11 protein-coding genes are annotated in these 15,533 nt (G+C 63.9%); 2 read left to right on the forward strand and 9 right to left on the reverse strand.

All coding sequences use genetic code 11. The features are described 5' to 3' along the window. The first annotated feature begins 4 nt into the window (after positions 1-4). Together N2L00_RS01155 and N2L00_RS01160 are read left to right on the forward strand one after the other, a co-directional pair. On the forward strand, positions 5-898 hold the full coding sequence (locus N2L00_RS01155; protein ID WP_255863591.1) for a LysR family transcriptional regulator: 894 nt from the start codon (positions 5-7) through the stop codon (positions 896-898). 70 nt (positions 899-968) lie between these two features. Next, on the forward strand, positions 969-1,427 hold the full coding sequence (locus tag N2L00_RS01160; protein WP_255863592.1) for an N-acetyltransferase: 459 nt from the start codon (positions 969-971) through the stop codon (positions 1,425-1,427). 26 nt (positions 1,428-1,453) lie between these two features. Here the strand turns inward: N2L00_RS01160 and N2L00_RS01165 are convergent, their stop codons facing one another. The 9 genes from N2L00_RS01165 to N2L00_RS01205 form a co-directional block, all read right to left on the reverse strand. Beyond that, complete coding sequence (locus tag N2L00_RS01165; protein WP_255863593.1) at positions 1,454-3,082, reverse strand: HNH endonuclease signature motif containing protein; 1,629 nt, start codon at positions 3,080-3,082, stop codon at positions 1,454-1,456. Positions 3,083-3,734: 652 nt separating this feature from the next. Then, positions 3,735-4,262, reverse strand: a complete 528-nt coding sequence (locus N2L00_RS01170; protein ID WP_255863594.1) for a hypothetical protein — start codon at positions 4,260-4,262, stop codon at positions 3,735-3,737. A gap of 50 nt (positions 4,263-4,312) precedes the next feature. After that, the gene (locus N2L00_RS01175) at positions 4,313-6,259 is read right to left on the reverse strand and encodes a hypothetical protein (protein ID WP_255863595.1); all 1,947 of its coding nucleotides are present in this window, start codon (positions 6,257-6,259) and stop codon (positions 4,313-4,315) included. A 3-nt stretch (positions 6,260-6,262) separates the two neighbouring features. After that, the gene (locus N2L00_RS01180; RefSeq protein WP_255863596.1) at positions 6,263-6,622 is read right to left on the reverse strand and encodes a DUF6507 family protein; all 360 of its coding nucleotides are present in this window, start codon (positions 6,620-6,622) and stop codon (positions 6,263-6,265) included. Positions 6,623-6,744: 122 nt separating this feature from the next. After that, positions 6,745-7,674: an oxygenase MpaB family protein gene (locus N2L00_RS01185; protein WP_255863597.1), complete on the reverse strand. Its 930-nt coding sequence runs from the start codon at positions 7,672-7,674 to the stop codon at positions 6,745-6,747. 77 nt (positions 7,675-7,751) lie between these two features. Next, positions 7,752-11,063: an ATP-binding protein gene (locus N2L00_RS01190; RefSeq protein WP_255863598.1), complete on the reverse strand. Its 3,312-nt coding sequence runs from the start codon at positions 11,061-11,063 to the stop codon at positions 7,752-7,754. Beyond that, positions 11,060-11,797, reverse strand: a complete 738-nt coding sequence (locus N2L00_RS01195) for a DUF4194 domain-containing protein (protein WP_255863599.1) — start codon at positions 11,795-11,797, stop codon at positions 11,060-11,062. The genes N2L00_RS01190 and N2L00_RS01195 overlap by 4 nt, the downstream gene beginning before the upstream one ends. Continuing rightward, positions 11,794-13,248 carry a DUF3375 domain-containing protein gene (locus N2L00_RS01200; protein WP_255863600.1) on the reverse strand — a complete coding sequence of 485 codons (1,455 nt, stop codon included), beginning with the start codon at positions 13,246-13,248 and terminating at the stop codon, positions 11,794-11,796. The genes N2L00_RS01195 and N2L00_RS01200 overlap by 4 nt, the downstream gene beginning before the upstream one ends. 330 nt (positions 13,249-13,578) lie before the next feature. Further along, positions 13,579-15,522 carry a hypothetical protein gene (locus N2L00_RS01205; RefSeq protein WP_255863601.1) on the reverse strand — a complete coding sequence of 648 codons (1,944 nt, stop codon included), beginning with the start codon at positions 15,520-15,522 and terminating at the stop codon, positions 13,579-13,581. Positions 15,523-15,533: the final 11 nt, after the last annotated feature.

A 15,533-nucleotide genomic window follows, 5' to 3' on the forward strand; every position in this document is an offset into this window, starting at 1 on the left:
TGATATGGCTCATGCGTGGCCGAACCTTTCGGTGCTGGAACTGTTTGTTGCCGTAGTGGATGAGGGCAGCGTGGCTTCCGGGGCGCGGAAACTGGGTATGGCCCAGCCCAATGCGAGCCGGGCTATTGCCGAGTTGGAAGCGGAGCTGCAGGCTCCCCTGCTGGAACGCAGCCCGCGCGGTTCGGTGCCCACGGCGATGGGACTCCTGCTGGCGGACTCGGCCCGGGAACTGTTGGAGGCGGCACAGCGCTTCAACAGCGTGGTGCGTTCCAGCCGAAGCGGCGAGACGCTGGAACTCCGGGTGGGCGCCAGCCTCACCATCGGCGACATGCTGTTGCCCGCCTGGCTTGCCGAGCTAAAGCGCCGGCTGCCGCAGGCCCGCGTCGATGTTCAGGTGGCAAATTCGGCGCAGGTCATCGAGGAGGTGCAGCGGGGCACCCTCCAACTGGGGTTTGTGGAGACTCCGAATCTTCCGGTGCGGCTGAACGCCCTGGTGGTCCGCGAGGACGAGCTGGTGGTGGTGGTTGATCCGAATCACGAATGGGCCAACCGGACCCGGATCACTTTGCAGGAACTGGCGGAAACCCCACTGGTGGTTCGGGAATCCGGGTCCGGTACCCGCGAAGCGCTGCAGGAAGTTCTCGCCGGGTACGACGGCGTCGAGCCGGCCCAGGTGCTCAGCAGCAATGCTGCGGTGCGGGTTGCTGTTGCTGCCGGGGCCGGCCCTGCCGTGTTGAGCGAACTGGTGGTCCGCGACCAGCTTGCCAGCGGGGAGCTGCTGCGGGTTCCCTTCGAAGGAGAGGGAATCAGCCGACCCTTGACTGCCGTTTGGTCGGGTCCACGGCGGTTGACCGGTGTAGCGGCCGAGCTGGTGGCGGTGGCGGCGGGGAGGGGGTAACTGTCCGGCTTCCTCAGCCGGCGCCCGGCGGCGTCACTTCCCGTCGGAGTGATGTGAGATGCTCCTGTCCATGACCCTGCCAACACGCCTTCGACTCGCGGAAGTAAGCGATCTGCCGTTCATCTTCCGCCAGGAGCGCGAGTACATGGAGACCATCGAGCCGGATGCGCACCAGGGGTGGCTGGCAGCTCTGGACCTGAACCTCGCGTTCTGGATCGAATGCCTTCCCTCCACGCTCTTCTGTGTTGATGCAGATGGGCACCCGCTCGGGTATGCGATGTGGAGCCTAGACGGTGACACCGCAACCTTGGTCTCGATCAATGTCCTCGACAGCCGTCGTCGCCAAGGACTCGGGCGTCTCCTCCTCGATGCGTTCGAACAGAGGGTCGGCTCAAGCGGCGCTCGGGTTTCGGAGCTCGGCGTTCACCGAAGCAACCAGGCACGCCAGCTCTACCAGGGCGCGGGCTACGGGACCACGGGCCAAGACGGCGAATATGTGCTGTTCAGCAAGATCCTCAGAGAATTCTGACTCCAGCAAGGTAGGACCGGGCCTGCTCAAAACCGCGGTATCGCTTCCAATCTGGGCGCCGTCTGCCCATGCTCTATGCGTGGATCCAGGGCTGGGTGGAGTGGCTCCAGTTTCAGGAGAGGTTCGGTCCGGTAGACGCGTCCGGACGGCGAGGTCCACTCGATCACCCCGGGGGTGGGCTGGCGCGCTTTCCAGAACCCGAGGGTTTTGAACCGGTGGTGTCGGCGGCAGAGGTGTTCCAGGTTTCCGTGGTCTGTGGGGCCGCCGCGTGCCCAGTCGATGGTGTGGTCGATGTCCGCGTTTGCGGTGCTGACCCGGCAGCCGGGGAATCGACACGTTCCGTCCCTGGCGCGGAGCCAGCGTCGGAGCCCGGCCGGCACCTTTCTCCGCCTCCCCACGCCGAGGATTTCTCCGCTGTGCGGGTTCTGGGCGAGCCCGGTCCATCCGACGGCGTTGCGGGCGAGCCGTCGGGCTGCTTCCGCGCTGATGGGGCCGTAGCCGTGGAGTTCTGCCGGCTGGTCGTCGGCGCCGAAGAGGGTTTCGGCATTGATCAGGACCATGATTTCCGCCCGTGGGATGATTTCCGAATCATCGCAGACAGTCCGGCCCGCTCCGCCACTACGGACCGGCCGGCCGCCCCCGCTGGTATCTCTCACATGCAGTGAACCCGTGCCGCCCATCAGCAGCTGCGCCAGGATGTCGGCACGCAGCTGATCCGTGGTCCGGGAATCCCCGGCCGTCTGTTCGCCCTGCGCTGCGGTGCTGAGCGTCGTGTAGATCTGCTGGGCGTCTTCGGCCCGCAGATGGGCGGAGAGCCAGGACATGCCGTCTTCCTCGCGGTCCAGAGTGACCTTGCGCTGTTCGAATGCGGTTAGATGCCGCTTGGTCACGGTCTCCGGATATTGTTTCTCGCGCAGGCGCCGGGCCTTACAGGCGAACTGGGCCCGCGTGTGCCCTGGAGCTGCTGCCAGCAGGTCGGCCTCGAATTCCGGGAGCGCCGTGGCGGGAACGTTCTGGCACTGGTCCAGCAGCACCTGGGCGTGCTGATAGCTAAGGTTCCCTTCCTCCAGGCCGGTCAGCGTGGCGGTATGGGTACTGCACAGCTTGTCCGCCTCGAGCATCATGCGCTGAGCGGTGACCTGCGGAATGTTCAGGATGGCTGCACATTCTGACGCTGCCAGGCTGAGCGCCATCCCGGGCTCGAGCCGCCCCGAAGCGGCGTGGTAGCTGTCCCGGAAGATCTCCATCATCCGGATCATCAGCCGGGCTTCCTGCGCCTGCACCCAGGACACCAAATGTGCCATCCGGGACAGGGCATCGCCCACCATCTGGTCGTCGAAGGCTTCAAGGTTCTGCAGCGCCAACGTCCCGGTGAAACCGTCCGGGTAAGCGGAGGCAGGACTTCCAACTTGAGCGGCACCATCGGCTGCGGCAGGAGCTGTAGGTGCCGCCTCGGCGTCGTTGTCGGGGCTGGTATCAGAAACAGAGGTACTCGCGTCAGCAGGCTCGGTGGGCTCGGCATCCAGTCCAGCCCGGTATACCGACAGGGTGCAGGCCGCACGGGGCGCATCTGCTTCACCAGTGGTGCCTTCCGGCTGCTGGTTCTCCCTGCCTGGCTCTTTGGTTATCCGTTCGGTGTTTCCGAGCTGATCCATACCTCAGGATTTCATCCGGCACTGACATTTCCGGGCTCTAATCAGGCCGAAAACAGAGCTTGAGGAAACCTTCGATACCCGTCTTTTGAACGCAATTACCTACCTGTACAAGGACACATCCTGGAGCACCGAAGACTCACGCCCACCCCGTTTGGAAAGCGCAGCAAGACGGGTTCTGAGAGGGCGAAGGACGACGTCGGCCGGGGCCTTCCGCGCTGCAGGCAGCGCTTTCCGGCTACAACGTCGTCGGGCCGGCCCTGCTGTGCTGAGCGAACTGGTGGCGGCTGCCGCACGGGAGCGCGACGGCGAAGGGGGCGAGGCGGTCATGCGGACGCACATTTTGGCTGCGCGGAACACGGCAGGGCCAGGCAACCGGATTCCTAGGACTGCGCCGGCGTCATTCGCCGTCCGAATAGATGCTGCTGGGTGTGCCGTAGTCGGGGTCCAGCTCGGACCGGACCAACGGATGCCCTTCGGGGTTCTTATGGCACGGCGTGCTGATGAATAAAAGATGGGCTGGAAGGTCCGTTGGAAGATGCCGGGTTCACTGCACAGGCTCCTAATGTCAGCAGTGGCGCCGCAAGGACGAGGAGCATAAGCGCCGGCACCATACGGCTGCGACGGGTCATGGCGTGAAGCGGAGCCGCGGGTTTCATTCGCTGTCGGAATAGATGCTGCTGGGCGTGCCGTAGTCGGGGTCCAGTTCGGAGCGGACGACCTGATGGCCTTCCGGGTTTTCCCGGCAGTCCGTCGTCAGCAGGAAATCCAGCCGGGCACCCGACGTTTCATTCAGATACTCCACGGTGATAAACATCGGGTCTTTCTGGAAACTGACCAATCGTGTTGCCCTCGCATTGGGGCTATTGTCCGTGGCGTCCTGTTTCAATTCCCAGCCTTCATTCCGGAGGTATGTCGCGATCCGTTCAAGCGAAGCGTCTGCCTCCTCCGATGAAGGTAAAGTCCCTGCGGCTTGACCAATCCATCCGGTCTCGACTTCGGGATGATCCACTCTTTCAGGGGCCAGGCAGGACTCCTCACGCAATGACTCAATCGTCAGAACCCCTTTGCCTTCATCGAGCAGCCCGCGCATTATCGTTTCCAATTCATTGACGGGATCCACAGAGCGGGCCGAATCGGTTGGTGTATTCATCGCACAGGCTCCCAAAATAAGAATCAGCATTGAGACGGTTGAAATTCGGAACAGGGCGCAAGCCGTAGGCCGGAGACGAGTCATTGTGCCGGGCAACTCTCAGTCGGGATCGATTGCATCTTCACGCCAGCGTAATCCTCGGGACGCGTTTCCATGGGATTGTCTATCCAATACCCTCCGATATAAGTGTGTATTTCTTCGGGGATGTGCGGATAGACGCTGGTGCCGCGAATAACGCCCTGCATATTAAGGGCGCTGGTTGATCCTGGCCGGAAGTACTCGTTGTGCCCTGAAACGAGCGGTCCGCCTTTGTCGTGGTTGAGGAAACCGGATTCCAGCCGCTGCGCCCCCATTTGTCCGACCGGATCGCTGGGACCGCCGTCACCCTGCGCAGCGCCGCCCACTACCTGAGCAATGGCGATGGTGTCATCCCTGGACTGAACCCAGTAACGATTGGCATCCTGGTTTTCCGTATCTTGGGGCGAACCCACCTCATGGCCTGTCCCTGACGGCGCCACATAAACAATGTTGCTGGAATCCAATCCCACCCGTTCTGCTGTCCCCAGGGCGCCGGCTCCTGCGCTGTAGCCGATATAGGTGCTGCGGGTTTCCGCTGGAACCTCAAGATCCAAAGCGTAGTCAAACGCCGCCAATCGGGGAGCAGCCGCTTCGTTAAAGGCGGAGGTGGCGTTGTCCACGATGAGGCGCTGGGGCAGGTCAACGTCCTGATAGTAGAAGGACACGTGGTCCGGAGCGGGGCTCCGGTCAACATTAGCCAGTTTGCCCGTGTAATCCTCCAACGAACCCAGGGTTGCTCCCGTCCCGGGAACAAGGACCGCGGCGGTTGTCGTAGCTGGAGAGGGGGTGCCGTTCATGACCAAGATCCGTCCGTTGCCCTCCAGACCGACTGCGACGACCTGCAGATCCTTCAGCATTGCGTGGTCCAACCCCTTGCGGATTTGTTCCAGCCGATTCAGTTCGTCTTGGTAGGCCTGCTCCGCGATGGAGTAATCGATAGCGGCCTGATTGGCCTGGATCTCATTCAAATTATCCAGCGCAGGGCGCTGGGGCCGCTTGAGGTCCCGGATCGCTTGCTCGTTGATTTCACGCACGCCCGGCACAGTGATGGTGTTGGCCCGGGCGCGGGCAGCCATGGGAACACCGTTGAGGCTCCCGAAGACTGCCGGGAAGAGCAGCAGGAGCCTTTCCTGACCAGCCTGGTCCAGGCTGTCCCAGGCGTTGCGGATGCCCATGACCCCGGCCTCGGTCAGATCGGCTCCGTCCCGCATGGCCATCATCATAATGTGCTCCGGCGAATCGGCCGCGTAGGGGCCCATCAACTCATTTCCTGCGAGCACTGCAGCGGCTTCGGGATTGGCATCGGCCCAGAGGCGAAGCTCATCCGCGGACAGGCCGCTCAACATATGAGCGAGCGTGAACGGCGACATATTGCCGAACCGCTCGTTCAGGCCGGATGACAAGGCAACCCAGTCCGCTTCCGGCAGCAGCCGCTCACCCAGCCCTGCATGAGCGGCCAGCATGTCATCTGTCCCTCCGGAGATAGCCCGCAGGGAAGAGGCAGTGTTTTCGACGAGCACGTCCCAATCGGCCTTCAATTGGACAGCCCGTTCGTTGAACGCGCTGATAGCAGCGGCGTCCGCGGGGTCCGCGTCCTCTCCCGCCTCCTCCGCCTCCTGGTACTTGGCGTAGATCCCGGGCCTCTCCTCGGTAAGTTCCTCGGCACGTGCCTGCAGAGCGCTGCCGGAGTCGCAGAAGTCGATGAGGATGCGGTTCGCGGCGGACACCGCGCCGGCCCATTCCTGCATCGGGGCGCCCAGCTCATCCAAAGCGGTATATACCTGCTCCTGGGTGGCGGAATGGATATATGCGGACCGGAAACGGGTCCAGTTGATAGACGCCTGCTCAAAAAAAGAGGAGGCGGCATTGGCGCGGTTCAGCAAGTCTGTGGAGTGACGGCGCAGATCATCCCAGGAGGTGGTGATCACGGGAACATAGGCAACGTTCATCATCTACTCCAAAAACCGTCCGTGGCCCCGCTGCAGTGGCGGGGCATAGTCTGCGGGCAGGGAAGACAGGGCGGCCGTCGCGGTGGTGGCCATCTCGCCGTCGGCCGTTATGAAGGCCTGAGCCGCTTCCGCAACCGCTGTGGCCTTCCGGAAGAGGAGGCTGCTGACCCGTTGGGCGGTTTCATCGCGCGGTGACCAGAATGCGGTAAAGGCTGAGGCGACTTCCGTGGCAGCGCCGAACGTCCCCGCAATTTCAGCGGCTGATGTCCCGGCGTCGGTGGCCGCCCGATGCATGGCATTTCCATCCGCCGCAATAGCCGTCAACGTTCCGTGGATTTGATCGGGAAGTATTTCATACGTCATGGGTCCCCCTGGCCGAATAACGATCAAGCCAGAGTATTCCTGAGTTTTCCCGAAAGGTACATGGGGAGAACTACCCATGGAGACAGCCGGTGCCGGCGTTGGAGCAAGCGAGAGCCGCCCGGCTAGCGCCCGCCCGCCAGCCGGTCCAGCCGCGCCAGCCGTTCCCGGGCCGACCGCTCGCTGGGCCCCTGCGTGCCCAACCCAAACCGGATAACACCCAAAACAAGTTTCACGGGAAACCTCACCGGCAGCGGAACCGGACCAAGGTGCGGAGCCCGCAGCCCCAGCAGCTCCCGGTGCTTCGGCTCAAGGCTGGCAACCGCCCCGGCGAACAGCACCTTGTAGCCGGGAAGCTGGTTGCGCGGCAGTGGAGGCCGCTGCAGGAACTTCAGGGCTTCCTGCACATACGCGCTATTGCGCAGCTGGGTATCGTAGCCGGCCATCTGCTTGCGCAGCTCCGCCTCGGATCGCGGCGGATCCGGAATCCCCATCAGCTCACCGGCCACCGCCCACTCCGCCACGTAGGCATCAGCCCCACCCGGAATCGGACCGCCGTAACGCTGGTGCGAGGAAAGGAACGCGTCGGTAAAGGCCAGATGCACCCAGCGGGCAATCTCGGGATCGTTGGCGGAATACGGCTGCACCGCGCCGTCGGCGTCCACATAAGTGCCGTGCACGCGTTCGTGCAGCCGCAGCACCCAGTCCGAGCCCGCCTTGGCAGCGGCCGTGTCCCCGTAGGTCACGGTGAAGATCCAGCGGATGGTCCCGGCGAGCCTGCCCAGCGGATCCTCCTTATAGTCGGAGAAATCGTGCACCCCGGCCATTGCCCCGGGATGCAGCGCCTGCAGCAGCAGGGCCCGCACCCCGGCGATGATCGGCGTCATGGACCCGTGCACCGCCCAGACCGCGGAGTCCGGACCGAAGTGGCCGGCGTCGTCGCCCTCCGCCAGCTCGAGCTCCCACTGCGGAATCTCGACGGCGTTGTTGCTGAACGTGCCGATCAGCTGGCGGCGCCAGGAACCGATGAACCGGGGAAGATGAAGAGCGCTCATCTTCCCCAGTCTCGTCCCGACGCCGACGTCGTGCCAGAGGGGCCCGACGCCGGAACTCGCCTAGCGCAGCCGGGAACCTACCGCAGCAGGATATCCACCGACCGGGAGTTGCCCATGGCCCGTTCCATCACGCCGGAACGGTTGGTGACGTCGTCGCGCAGGATTTCCGTGACCGACCCCAGGAAGCGGGAGAGGTCCACCTTGTCCTCCGGCGCCGCGAGCAGCAGCTGGAAGCCGAACTCGTGCAGCGCGTTGATGGACGCCTCGGCAAAGGACAGCGACGACTTCACGAACGCCTCGTCCATCATCACGGTGCCGTAGGTGCTGAAACCCTGGGACACGATGCCCAGCTGGTAGGCCAGCGCGGAGGCCATGATGAACGCGGTGAACCGCTGGCCCTCGCCGCCGGACATCAGCGACGCCTGCAGGTTGGTGTAGGTATGCCCGCTGGCAAGGCGGTGCGTGCAGGTGATGGTCACGTGCGAACGGACATCGAGCACCTCGGCCCGCCAGCGCTTCTCCTCGGGATCCTTCAACCGGTCCACCAGGCCCTCGAGCGCAGCGTACCGGGCGTCCATGTCCGCCTTATCCTGCCGCGAGCCCATCATCGGCAGCGCGTTCTTCAGTTCCGTGCGGAACTTGTGCGCGGCGTCCGGAACGGTGGTGGCGACCTCGATCTCCAGGTGGCTGCCGGCGGAGTATTCCACCCGGCGGAGCACGGAGTTCAGCGGCAGCAGGCGCGAGGAGATGCTGCGGCGTTCCTCGTCGAGCAGCTGCAGCAGGTCGCTGAAACGCTCGTAGGTGCGGTTGTTGAAGTATTCGCGGAACTCGGCTTCGCGCTGCGGCAGGCCCTCGGAAATGATGTCCTCGAAGCGGTCCTCGTAGGCACCGGCGGATTCCACCGACGTGCCGAAGTCCGAACCCCACTTGTCGCTGAACGTCTCGAACGTGCGTTCCAGCTTCGCGCGGGTTTCCAGCAGGGTCTTCTCCAGCCGGGCCTGCTCGGTGATCAGGGACCGTTCCACCTCGCCGGCGGCCTCCTTCAGGCGGGCCGGGTCGGTCAGTTCCCCGAAGGGTTCGAACAGCTCGGCCAGCGCGGAACGCAGTCCCTCGGACAGGGCCTCGGGTGCCTTCGCCGAGAGCGCGGTGCGGCGCTCGACGGCGGCGGCTAGGTCGGCGTCGAGCCTCGCGGCGTCGCCCTTGAGTACGCCCACCTTCTCGGTGGCTGCGGTGAGGTCCAGTTCGGCGGTGTCGAGTTCGAAGCGGATCTGCTCCAGATCGGCGTTGGCATCCCGGGCGGATTCCAGCCGGTCATTGGCGACGGCGACGGCGGCGCGTGCGGCGTCGGCCGACAGGTCCTCCCAGGTCCGCTCATCTGCAGCGATGGCACGCACGGCGGCGAGCCGGCGGACCAGCTCGTCCTGTTCCTGCGCGTGCTGCCGGGAAAGGTTGTCCGCTTCCTCGAAGACGCCGCGCAGGGCCAGCAGCTCGTTGCCGAGCGCCGCGACGGTGTCCTTGTTGTCAAAGCCCAGGACGTTGTCCGAGGCCTTGGTGTGCCGGTCATCCTTTTCCGTGGTGCTGCGGTTGCGCTTGACCGCGCCGCCGAGGCTCACGCCCTTGGCGACGTCGGCCAGCCCGGCCGGATCCTCAACGCACACGAAGTCGTAGTGCGCGGTGATCTTCCGGCGCACCCAGTCGCCCATGGCGGAGTCGTGGGTGAGGAGCTTGGTGATCAGGTCATCGGGGCCCGGCTCGGTGGGGCCGTCCACGGGCACGGAGACGTCGATGCAGCGGACGTACCCGTGCATGTCGTTCTCGCTGAGGTAGCGGGTCACGGCGGCCATGTGCTCGCCCGGCACCAGCAGGGCGGTGGCAAGTGAGCGCAGCGTACGCTCGGCGGCCGGACGCCACTGGACGTGCTCGTTGGGCAGGTCGATCAGTTCGCCGGCGAACGGCATGTCTGCTTCGTCGATGCCGGTGGCGGCGCAGATCCGGGTCCGCTGGTCCAGGGAGTCCTGCCGGATGTTGGAGGTGCGGCGGCGGAAGGAGCCGATCTCGTTTTCCAGCTTCGCGATCTGCCCCTTGAGGGACCACGCCTCGCCGTGCGCGTTGCTGCTGCGCTCGCGGGCGGCGTCGAGCTCGGTGCCGAGCGACTTCACCAGCTCCGCGGCACGGCTGCGGGCGGTGACCAGCCCGGCGGGGGAGAAGTCGACGTCGATCCCCGCGGCGGCAAGCTCGTCCTTCGCGGCGTTCTCCACGGTTTCGCGGGAACGCAGCTGCGCGGCAGCGGCCGCGAGTTCCCGCTCGAGGGTGGCGATGGCTCCACCGCCCTCCTCGGTGTACCGGGTGCTGAGCGCATCGCGCTGGTCTTTCAGCGTGGCCCGGCGGGTTTCGGCGGCGGAGAGTTCGGAGCGGGCTTCCGTTGCGGCCTGCTCCAGCTTCTCGGCGGTGCGCTGCGCGCCTTCGAGGGCGAGGCGCTGCCGGTAGGCGGGCAGGCCTTCCTTCGCCAGGGCGCGGTTGTGCGCCAGGGCGTCGGCCGCTTCGCGGTAGCGGGTGTGCAATTCGGGGACGGACTGCAGGTGGTCGCGCTGCTGCCGGGCGCGTTCTAGCTGGCGGCGGATGCTGCGCAGGTGGCTGAAGTCCTCCACAGCCTCTTCGGCGGCGGTCAGGGTGCGCGGGGTGTCCAGCACGTTGTTGCGGAAGAAGTCATTGACCGTGCCGCCCAGACCCTTGCCGGTCTGCAGGATGCGCAGCAGGTTGAAGGCCTTCTCATCCTCCACACCCAGGGCGTGGCGGTAGCGTTCGGCGAACATTTTGTGCGAATCGAACACTGCGGCGCCGGGCAGCAGGGTTTCCAGGCTTCCCTTGGTGAAGCGGCCGCGCATGCCGGCCTGCAGGGCCTTGAGGTCCAGCGGGCGGTTGTGCACCAGGTAGTAGCGGCCCAGGTTGTGCTCGGTGCCGGTGGCGGGCAGGTCCATGACGACAGAGAGGCTGGTGATCTGACCCAGACCGTTGTCGAACGTCAGGCAGACGGCGGACCAGGTGGCGCCGGGGCGCTGATAGGCGGTGCCCGCGCCGTCGTCGGCTCCCTGGGTGCCCAGGCGTCCGCGCATGTAGGAGAACGCGTTGCGTTTTTCCTCGGCGTTGGTGCCGGAGTTGTTCTGCGCGGCCTCGTTCATCCGGGGCCGGGCGTCCATCACCTGGAGCATGGCGTCGAAGATGGTGGATTTGCCGACGCCGGAGTCGCCGGTGAGCAGGGTACCGGCACGGTCCACCTGGATGGTGTGCGCGCCGTCGAAGGTTCCCCAGTTGACGATCTGCACGGAGGCGAGCCGGTTCTGGCCGGGGTTGATCAGGTCTCCCATGGGGAGGGTGGTTTCGATGCTCATGCCGGCTCCTCGCCGTCGTTCTCTTCGTCAGCGGGGGTGCCGTCTGGATCCTGCCCCGAGAGGGTCTGCATAAAGGTGATGATGTCGCCGATCTGGCTGTACGGCAGGGCCAGCGGCAGGGCATTGGAAATCACCCAGACGTTGTCCAGCTCGGTGGGGAGCAGCAGCCGGCGGTCCTGCACGAGCTTGCGGATGGCGGCGTCGGCCAGGTCCTCCACGGACTTCGCGTCGCGCTGGCCCGGATCCACGTAGCCCTCGAGCACCTCGATGATGTCCTGGCGGGCGATGGTGGCCTCGTTCCCGGTGCCGTTGTGGCGGTCCAGGATCAGCCGCATGCGCAGCAGCAGCAGGGTTTCCTCGCGGGTCATTTCGCGTTGGCGCTGCAGGGCGGAGGTGTGCGGTTCGGCCATCTCCACCGGGCGCAGCAGGGCGACCTTGCGGTCCTCGTCAATGACCAGGGTGAGGAACAGTTCGCTCAGCCGGGCGCGCAGCTGCTCCTGGTTGTCCACCACGGTCTCGTACACGTTGTCCGAGGAGTTCGCGTCCAGGTACGGGCCGCGCAGCAGCCGGATGAGGGCCTGGCGCAGCTTCAGCGGCAGGGTGCCGGTGTCGCCGGGGAACAGTTCCGGGCCGTCCACGAGGAGGTCCCGCGGGGCGTGCTCGGCGTGCTCTTCTTCCAGGTCCGGCTCGAATTCCTCCGGGGATTCGGACAGTTCTGCGGTGGTCTCGCTCATTTTTCGGGGGCTTTCGCGACGGCGACGGCGGGCAGCAGCGCGGTGCGCTCGCTGCCGTCGATCTGGGTAAAGGTGACGGATTCAAGGGGTTTGCTTGCATCGAAATCGGCGCTACCGCCGGCGAGCAGGGCACGGATGCTGTTCAGGTGCCGGTGTTCGGGCGGCAGCTGCTCGAAGACCTGGGCCACGGTGGCGCTGGTGCGTGTCGACGTCGCCCGGGAGACGGCGTCGGCCAGCACCCGCCGGTCCGCGCGCGGGGTGCGGACCGAGCGGTGGATGTCCGCCTCGGTGAACTGCGGCGGATCGGGCAGGGTGCGCGGGGCGGCGTGGTCTTCGGGGTTGTAGACCCGGACCATGCTCAGCGACTCGAAGCCTGAGCCGTGCAGCTGCGGTGCGGGGACGACGGCGGCCCGGCGGCGTCCGCGCGGAGCCTTGTGGATCGCGGTTTCGGCGGCGCGTATGAGCTGGCGCAGCTGCACGGATTCGCGGTACTCGTCGCTCTGCACATAGGTGTGCATGGATTCGGAGAGCCGGCCGTAGATGCGGTGGATTTCGGTGGCCTGGTCCCGCATGTCGCTGATCAGCCGGTAGAGGCTCTGCCGGTCCTCGGGGCTCATGTCGTCCGCGAAGTCCCGTTCCAGCACCTCCGCGATGGCGGCGCGGAAGCGGGCCTGCTGGTCGGCGTCGTTCAGGAACGCGGTGAAGCCCTCGTAGGTGCGGCCTTCGGCAGTGCTGCGCAGCTTTTTGTCCGCCTCGAGGATTTCGCCCATGGTCAGGCCCTTGGCGGCGTTGGATTCCACCATTTCCTGGCGCAGGTCATGCAACATCTTCTCCAGGCCGTCGCGCATCCGCTTGAAGTCGGCGGGCAGGGCGGCGGCGAGGTCGAGGATGTCGCGGGCGGCTTCGACGGCGGTGTCGTCCGGCAGCGGCGGGGGTGCCTCGCCGGATTCCAGGGCGCGGATCATTTCCTCGCGGCGGGCGACCTCTTCTTTAAGGACGGCGATGCGGGCGGCCGGGTCCGGGTTGGATTCCTGCGCGAGGTTTTCCACCCGGTCCAGCAGGGTGGCCAGGCGGGAGGAGTTCAGGGACGTTTTGTCGCTGGTGTAGCCGTCCAGGTAGGAGAGGAAGCGGGCGGAGGATTCGGTGAGTTCGTAGACGAACTTCCCGTCCGCGCGGGGCCGGGCCAGGAAGCGTCGCGCCACCCAGTCGTCGGCGTAGTTCCGTCCGGTCCAGTCTTCGCGCAGCTGCACGCCGTCCATGCGAAGCCGGTTCAGGAAGGAGTCCGTCATGGCGTGGAAATCGTCCAGCGGAACCCGGGGCCGGGTGCGGGTGAAGGCCTCACGGAAGAGCGCCGGGACCCAGGCGTTGGCGTTGGTCAGTTTCCAGCCGGGGGAGGCCTGGAGCCGCTGCAGTTCGGCCCAGCGGGCAACGGCGTTCTCGATGAAGGACATTCTGCGCTTTCCGCCCGTGCGGTGGGGAAAAACGGGCCTCCTCGATTTTAGCCGGGTGGGAGGGCGGGGTGGGTGAGGCGCGTGCTGAGAAGCTAACGGGGAATAACCGGCAGCAGGCAGTCCCACGGCACTATTGCTCTCCTCACCTCGGAGCTACTGCTGAGTCTCTACGCTTCCGACAGCGGCGAAGAGATCGGCAGGATAGGGCGCATGGCTGCAGGAACCTTCTCCCTGCGAGACGTAAGTCCTGAAAAGCCAGGGAATTGACTAAAACCAAGGACAGTCTCGAGCAGCCATCGAGTCAATTTAGACGGCGCCGTCCAGACTGTCCTAGTTGAGTTTCTTCAGCAGGTAACCGGCGACAACCTCGAGGGAGTGTTCGATTCCTTCCAACATCAAATTCAAGGTTTCGAGTGGCTCGGAAGTCGCGAAAATAACCTGTCTATTTGCGTTGTCGCCTGAGGCGCGCCTAAGCAGGGCTTTGAAAGAGAGGTCTTTTGCGCTTTGCTGTTTGGGTTCATCGAATACGACAAGGCCAGGGTGGTTCGTGTCGCACTGTTCGCCAATCTCAAGTAAGCCCAATAGGTATGCCCAAATGACGCGAACCGAATCCGAGGCAGAGATATCAGCTTGAAGATCGAAGTTGTCCCGGCGTGGCAGATAGTTATCGTCCGCTATCTGAATCATGTCGTTACTGAAGGAGCCGAAATCATAAGCTTGCAATTGATCGACGAACGAGCGCTGCAAGTCTCGTAACTTCTGGCGGTCCTCATCAGACAATTCATCCTTGGGCAAGGCCTTCAACTTGGACTTTATGGATGCTGTGTCAGTGGCGAGCTCTTCCAGCTGCATCTGAAGCTCATCGAAACGCTCCCTGACACTTTCCAAACGCTGCAGCCGATCTCGAAGTTCGATGCGCGCGGCGACCTGTTCTGCAGAGGACGTCTCCTCGGTGGGTCCACCCACAAGATCATCTCTCAATGCTTGAACTAAAACGCTCAACGCGTCGCCTTGCTGTCGCAAGGCCACCCATCGTTCGCGCTTGGCGAGTACCGCCTGTTCGGCGTCACTCCGCATTGAAGAAAACAGGTCAAGCTGCTTCTTGATGTACTCCACACTTTCGGGGGCCGTCATGGTCGGCACGTCCGTCGGGAGAAGCGATGCTGGGAGGTGCTGGTGGCATACGGGGCAGTCCTCCGCAAGCTGCTCAGTAACCTTTGAACCTAATGATTGCAGCACCACGATGTCTTGGTGCTGACGCAGATCTTCAGTTAATGATTCGATGCGGCGGGAGATCGCCTGAAGTTCATTCTCTTGGCGAACCAGTTCCTCCCGTAATGCAAGGTCCATTGCACGAATCCGGCGAGAGTCGTCCAGAGCTTCAATTATTCGTGTCGATATATTCGAGTCACCGTCAAGATCGACCGCTTTAATCGAGCTTGGTCTGGCTAGTTCAGCATTCGCACTTTCAATGTAAGAATCTAATGCTTTCCAGTCGTCATCACCGCGAGAAACGTATACCTCGGCAGGGCGAGCTTCATCCGGCCATATCGTCTGGACACGCTCAGGAAGTCCGGACAACTTGAGGCCGCTTCCGCTGAGTGACTGCCCAAATGAAGCAACCGCGAGATGCCATTTTTCTGCTAATTCCACTTCCCGCGCATGAAGCCGTTGGCGGGTCAGCTCATACTGACCAACCTCAAGTGCAAGAAGGAACTCTACAGCGCGTTTGCGCACCTCGGTTACGCCGCTAAAAGCAGGCATCTGCGCCTGGATTCCGCCCCAACCGCGTCGCTGTTCGACAAACAACAATGGAAAGACTTGTTCCATATACAATTGGGATGTCCGGCCCTCACGAGCTGGCAACTCGGGCATAGACCAACCCATGAACCTGGCCAACCAGACGTGAAAACCTCGCTCGCGGGAAGCTCCTCCGGAGCGCCCAACATAATAGTCATCGACATCCGTAGCAGAAGTTATGTCATTAAGAGCAGCGTGCTGAACCCTAACGAGGTTAGTTCCATAATTATCGTGGCGTACCCACCGAGTTACCGTCGCAATCGCGCCGTTATGACCCTCGATTTCAACGGTCACATGTGAAGAGAGAACACTAGTCTCGGCCTTGCTGGAAGCATCGTAGATGAGGCGATCACGCATTGCGGACGTCAGTGCGCTGGCAGGTTGGTTAGTAATCATCCTTTCCAAGCCGAGTGCAAACAAAATACTCTGAACCGCTGTTGACTTGCCGCGCGAGTTTTCTGCACGGATAATCATGAGTCCATTAT

Source organism: Arthrobacter sp. zg-Y1171 (genome assembly GCF_025244845.1).
GTDB lineage: Bacteria > Actinomycetota > Actinomycetes > Actinomycetales > Micrococcaceae > Arthrobacter_B.

Bases quoted from the DNA above. Each gene is read 5' to 3' on its own strand.
- N2L00_RS01175 (WP_255863595.1), bottom strand. From the start codon at position 6,259: ATGAACGTTGCCTATGTTCCCGTGATCACCACCTCCTGGGATGATCTG.
- N2L00_RS01195 (WP_255863599.1), bottom strand. From the start codon at position 11,797: ATGAGCGAGACCACCGCAGAACTGTCCGAATCCCCGGAGGAATTCGAG.
- N2L00_RS01190 (WP_255863598.1), bottom strand. From the start codon at position 11,063: ATGAGCATCGAAACCACCCTCCCCATGGGAGACCTGATCAACCCCGGC.
- N2L00_RS01170 (WP_255863594.1), bottom strand. From the start codon at position 4,262: ATGCTGATTCTTATTTTGGGAGCCTGTGCGATGAATACACCAACCGAT.
- N2L00_RS01180 (WP_255863596.1), bottom strand. From the start codon at position 6,622: ATGACGTATGAAATACTTCCCGATCAAATCCACGGAACGTTGACGGCT.
- N2L00_RS01200 (WP_255863600.1), bottom strand. From the start codon at position 13,248: ATGTCCTTCATCGAGAACGCCGTTGCCCGCTGGGCCGAACTGCAGCGG.
- N2L00_RS01160 (WP_255863592.1), top strand. From the start codon at position 969: ATGACCCTGCCAACACGCCTTCGACTCGCGGAAGTAAGCGATCTGCCG.
- N2L00_RS01155 (WP_255863591.1), top strand. From the start codon at position 5: ATGGCTCATGCGTGGCCGAACCTTTCGGTGCTGGAACTGTTTGTTGCC.
- N2L00_RS01205 (WP_255863601.1), bottom strand. From the start codon at position 15,522: ATGATTATCCGTGCAGAAAACTCGCGCGGCAAGTCAACAGCGGTTCAG.
- N2L00_RS01165 (WP_255863593.1), bottom strand. From the start codon at position 3,082: ATGGATCAGCTCGGAAACACCGAACGGATAACCAAAGAGCCAGGCAGG.
- N2L00_RS01185 (WP_255863597.1), bottom strand. From the start codon at position 7,674: ATGAGCGCTCTTCATCTTCCCCGGTTCATCGGTTCCTGGCGCCGCCAG.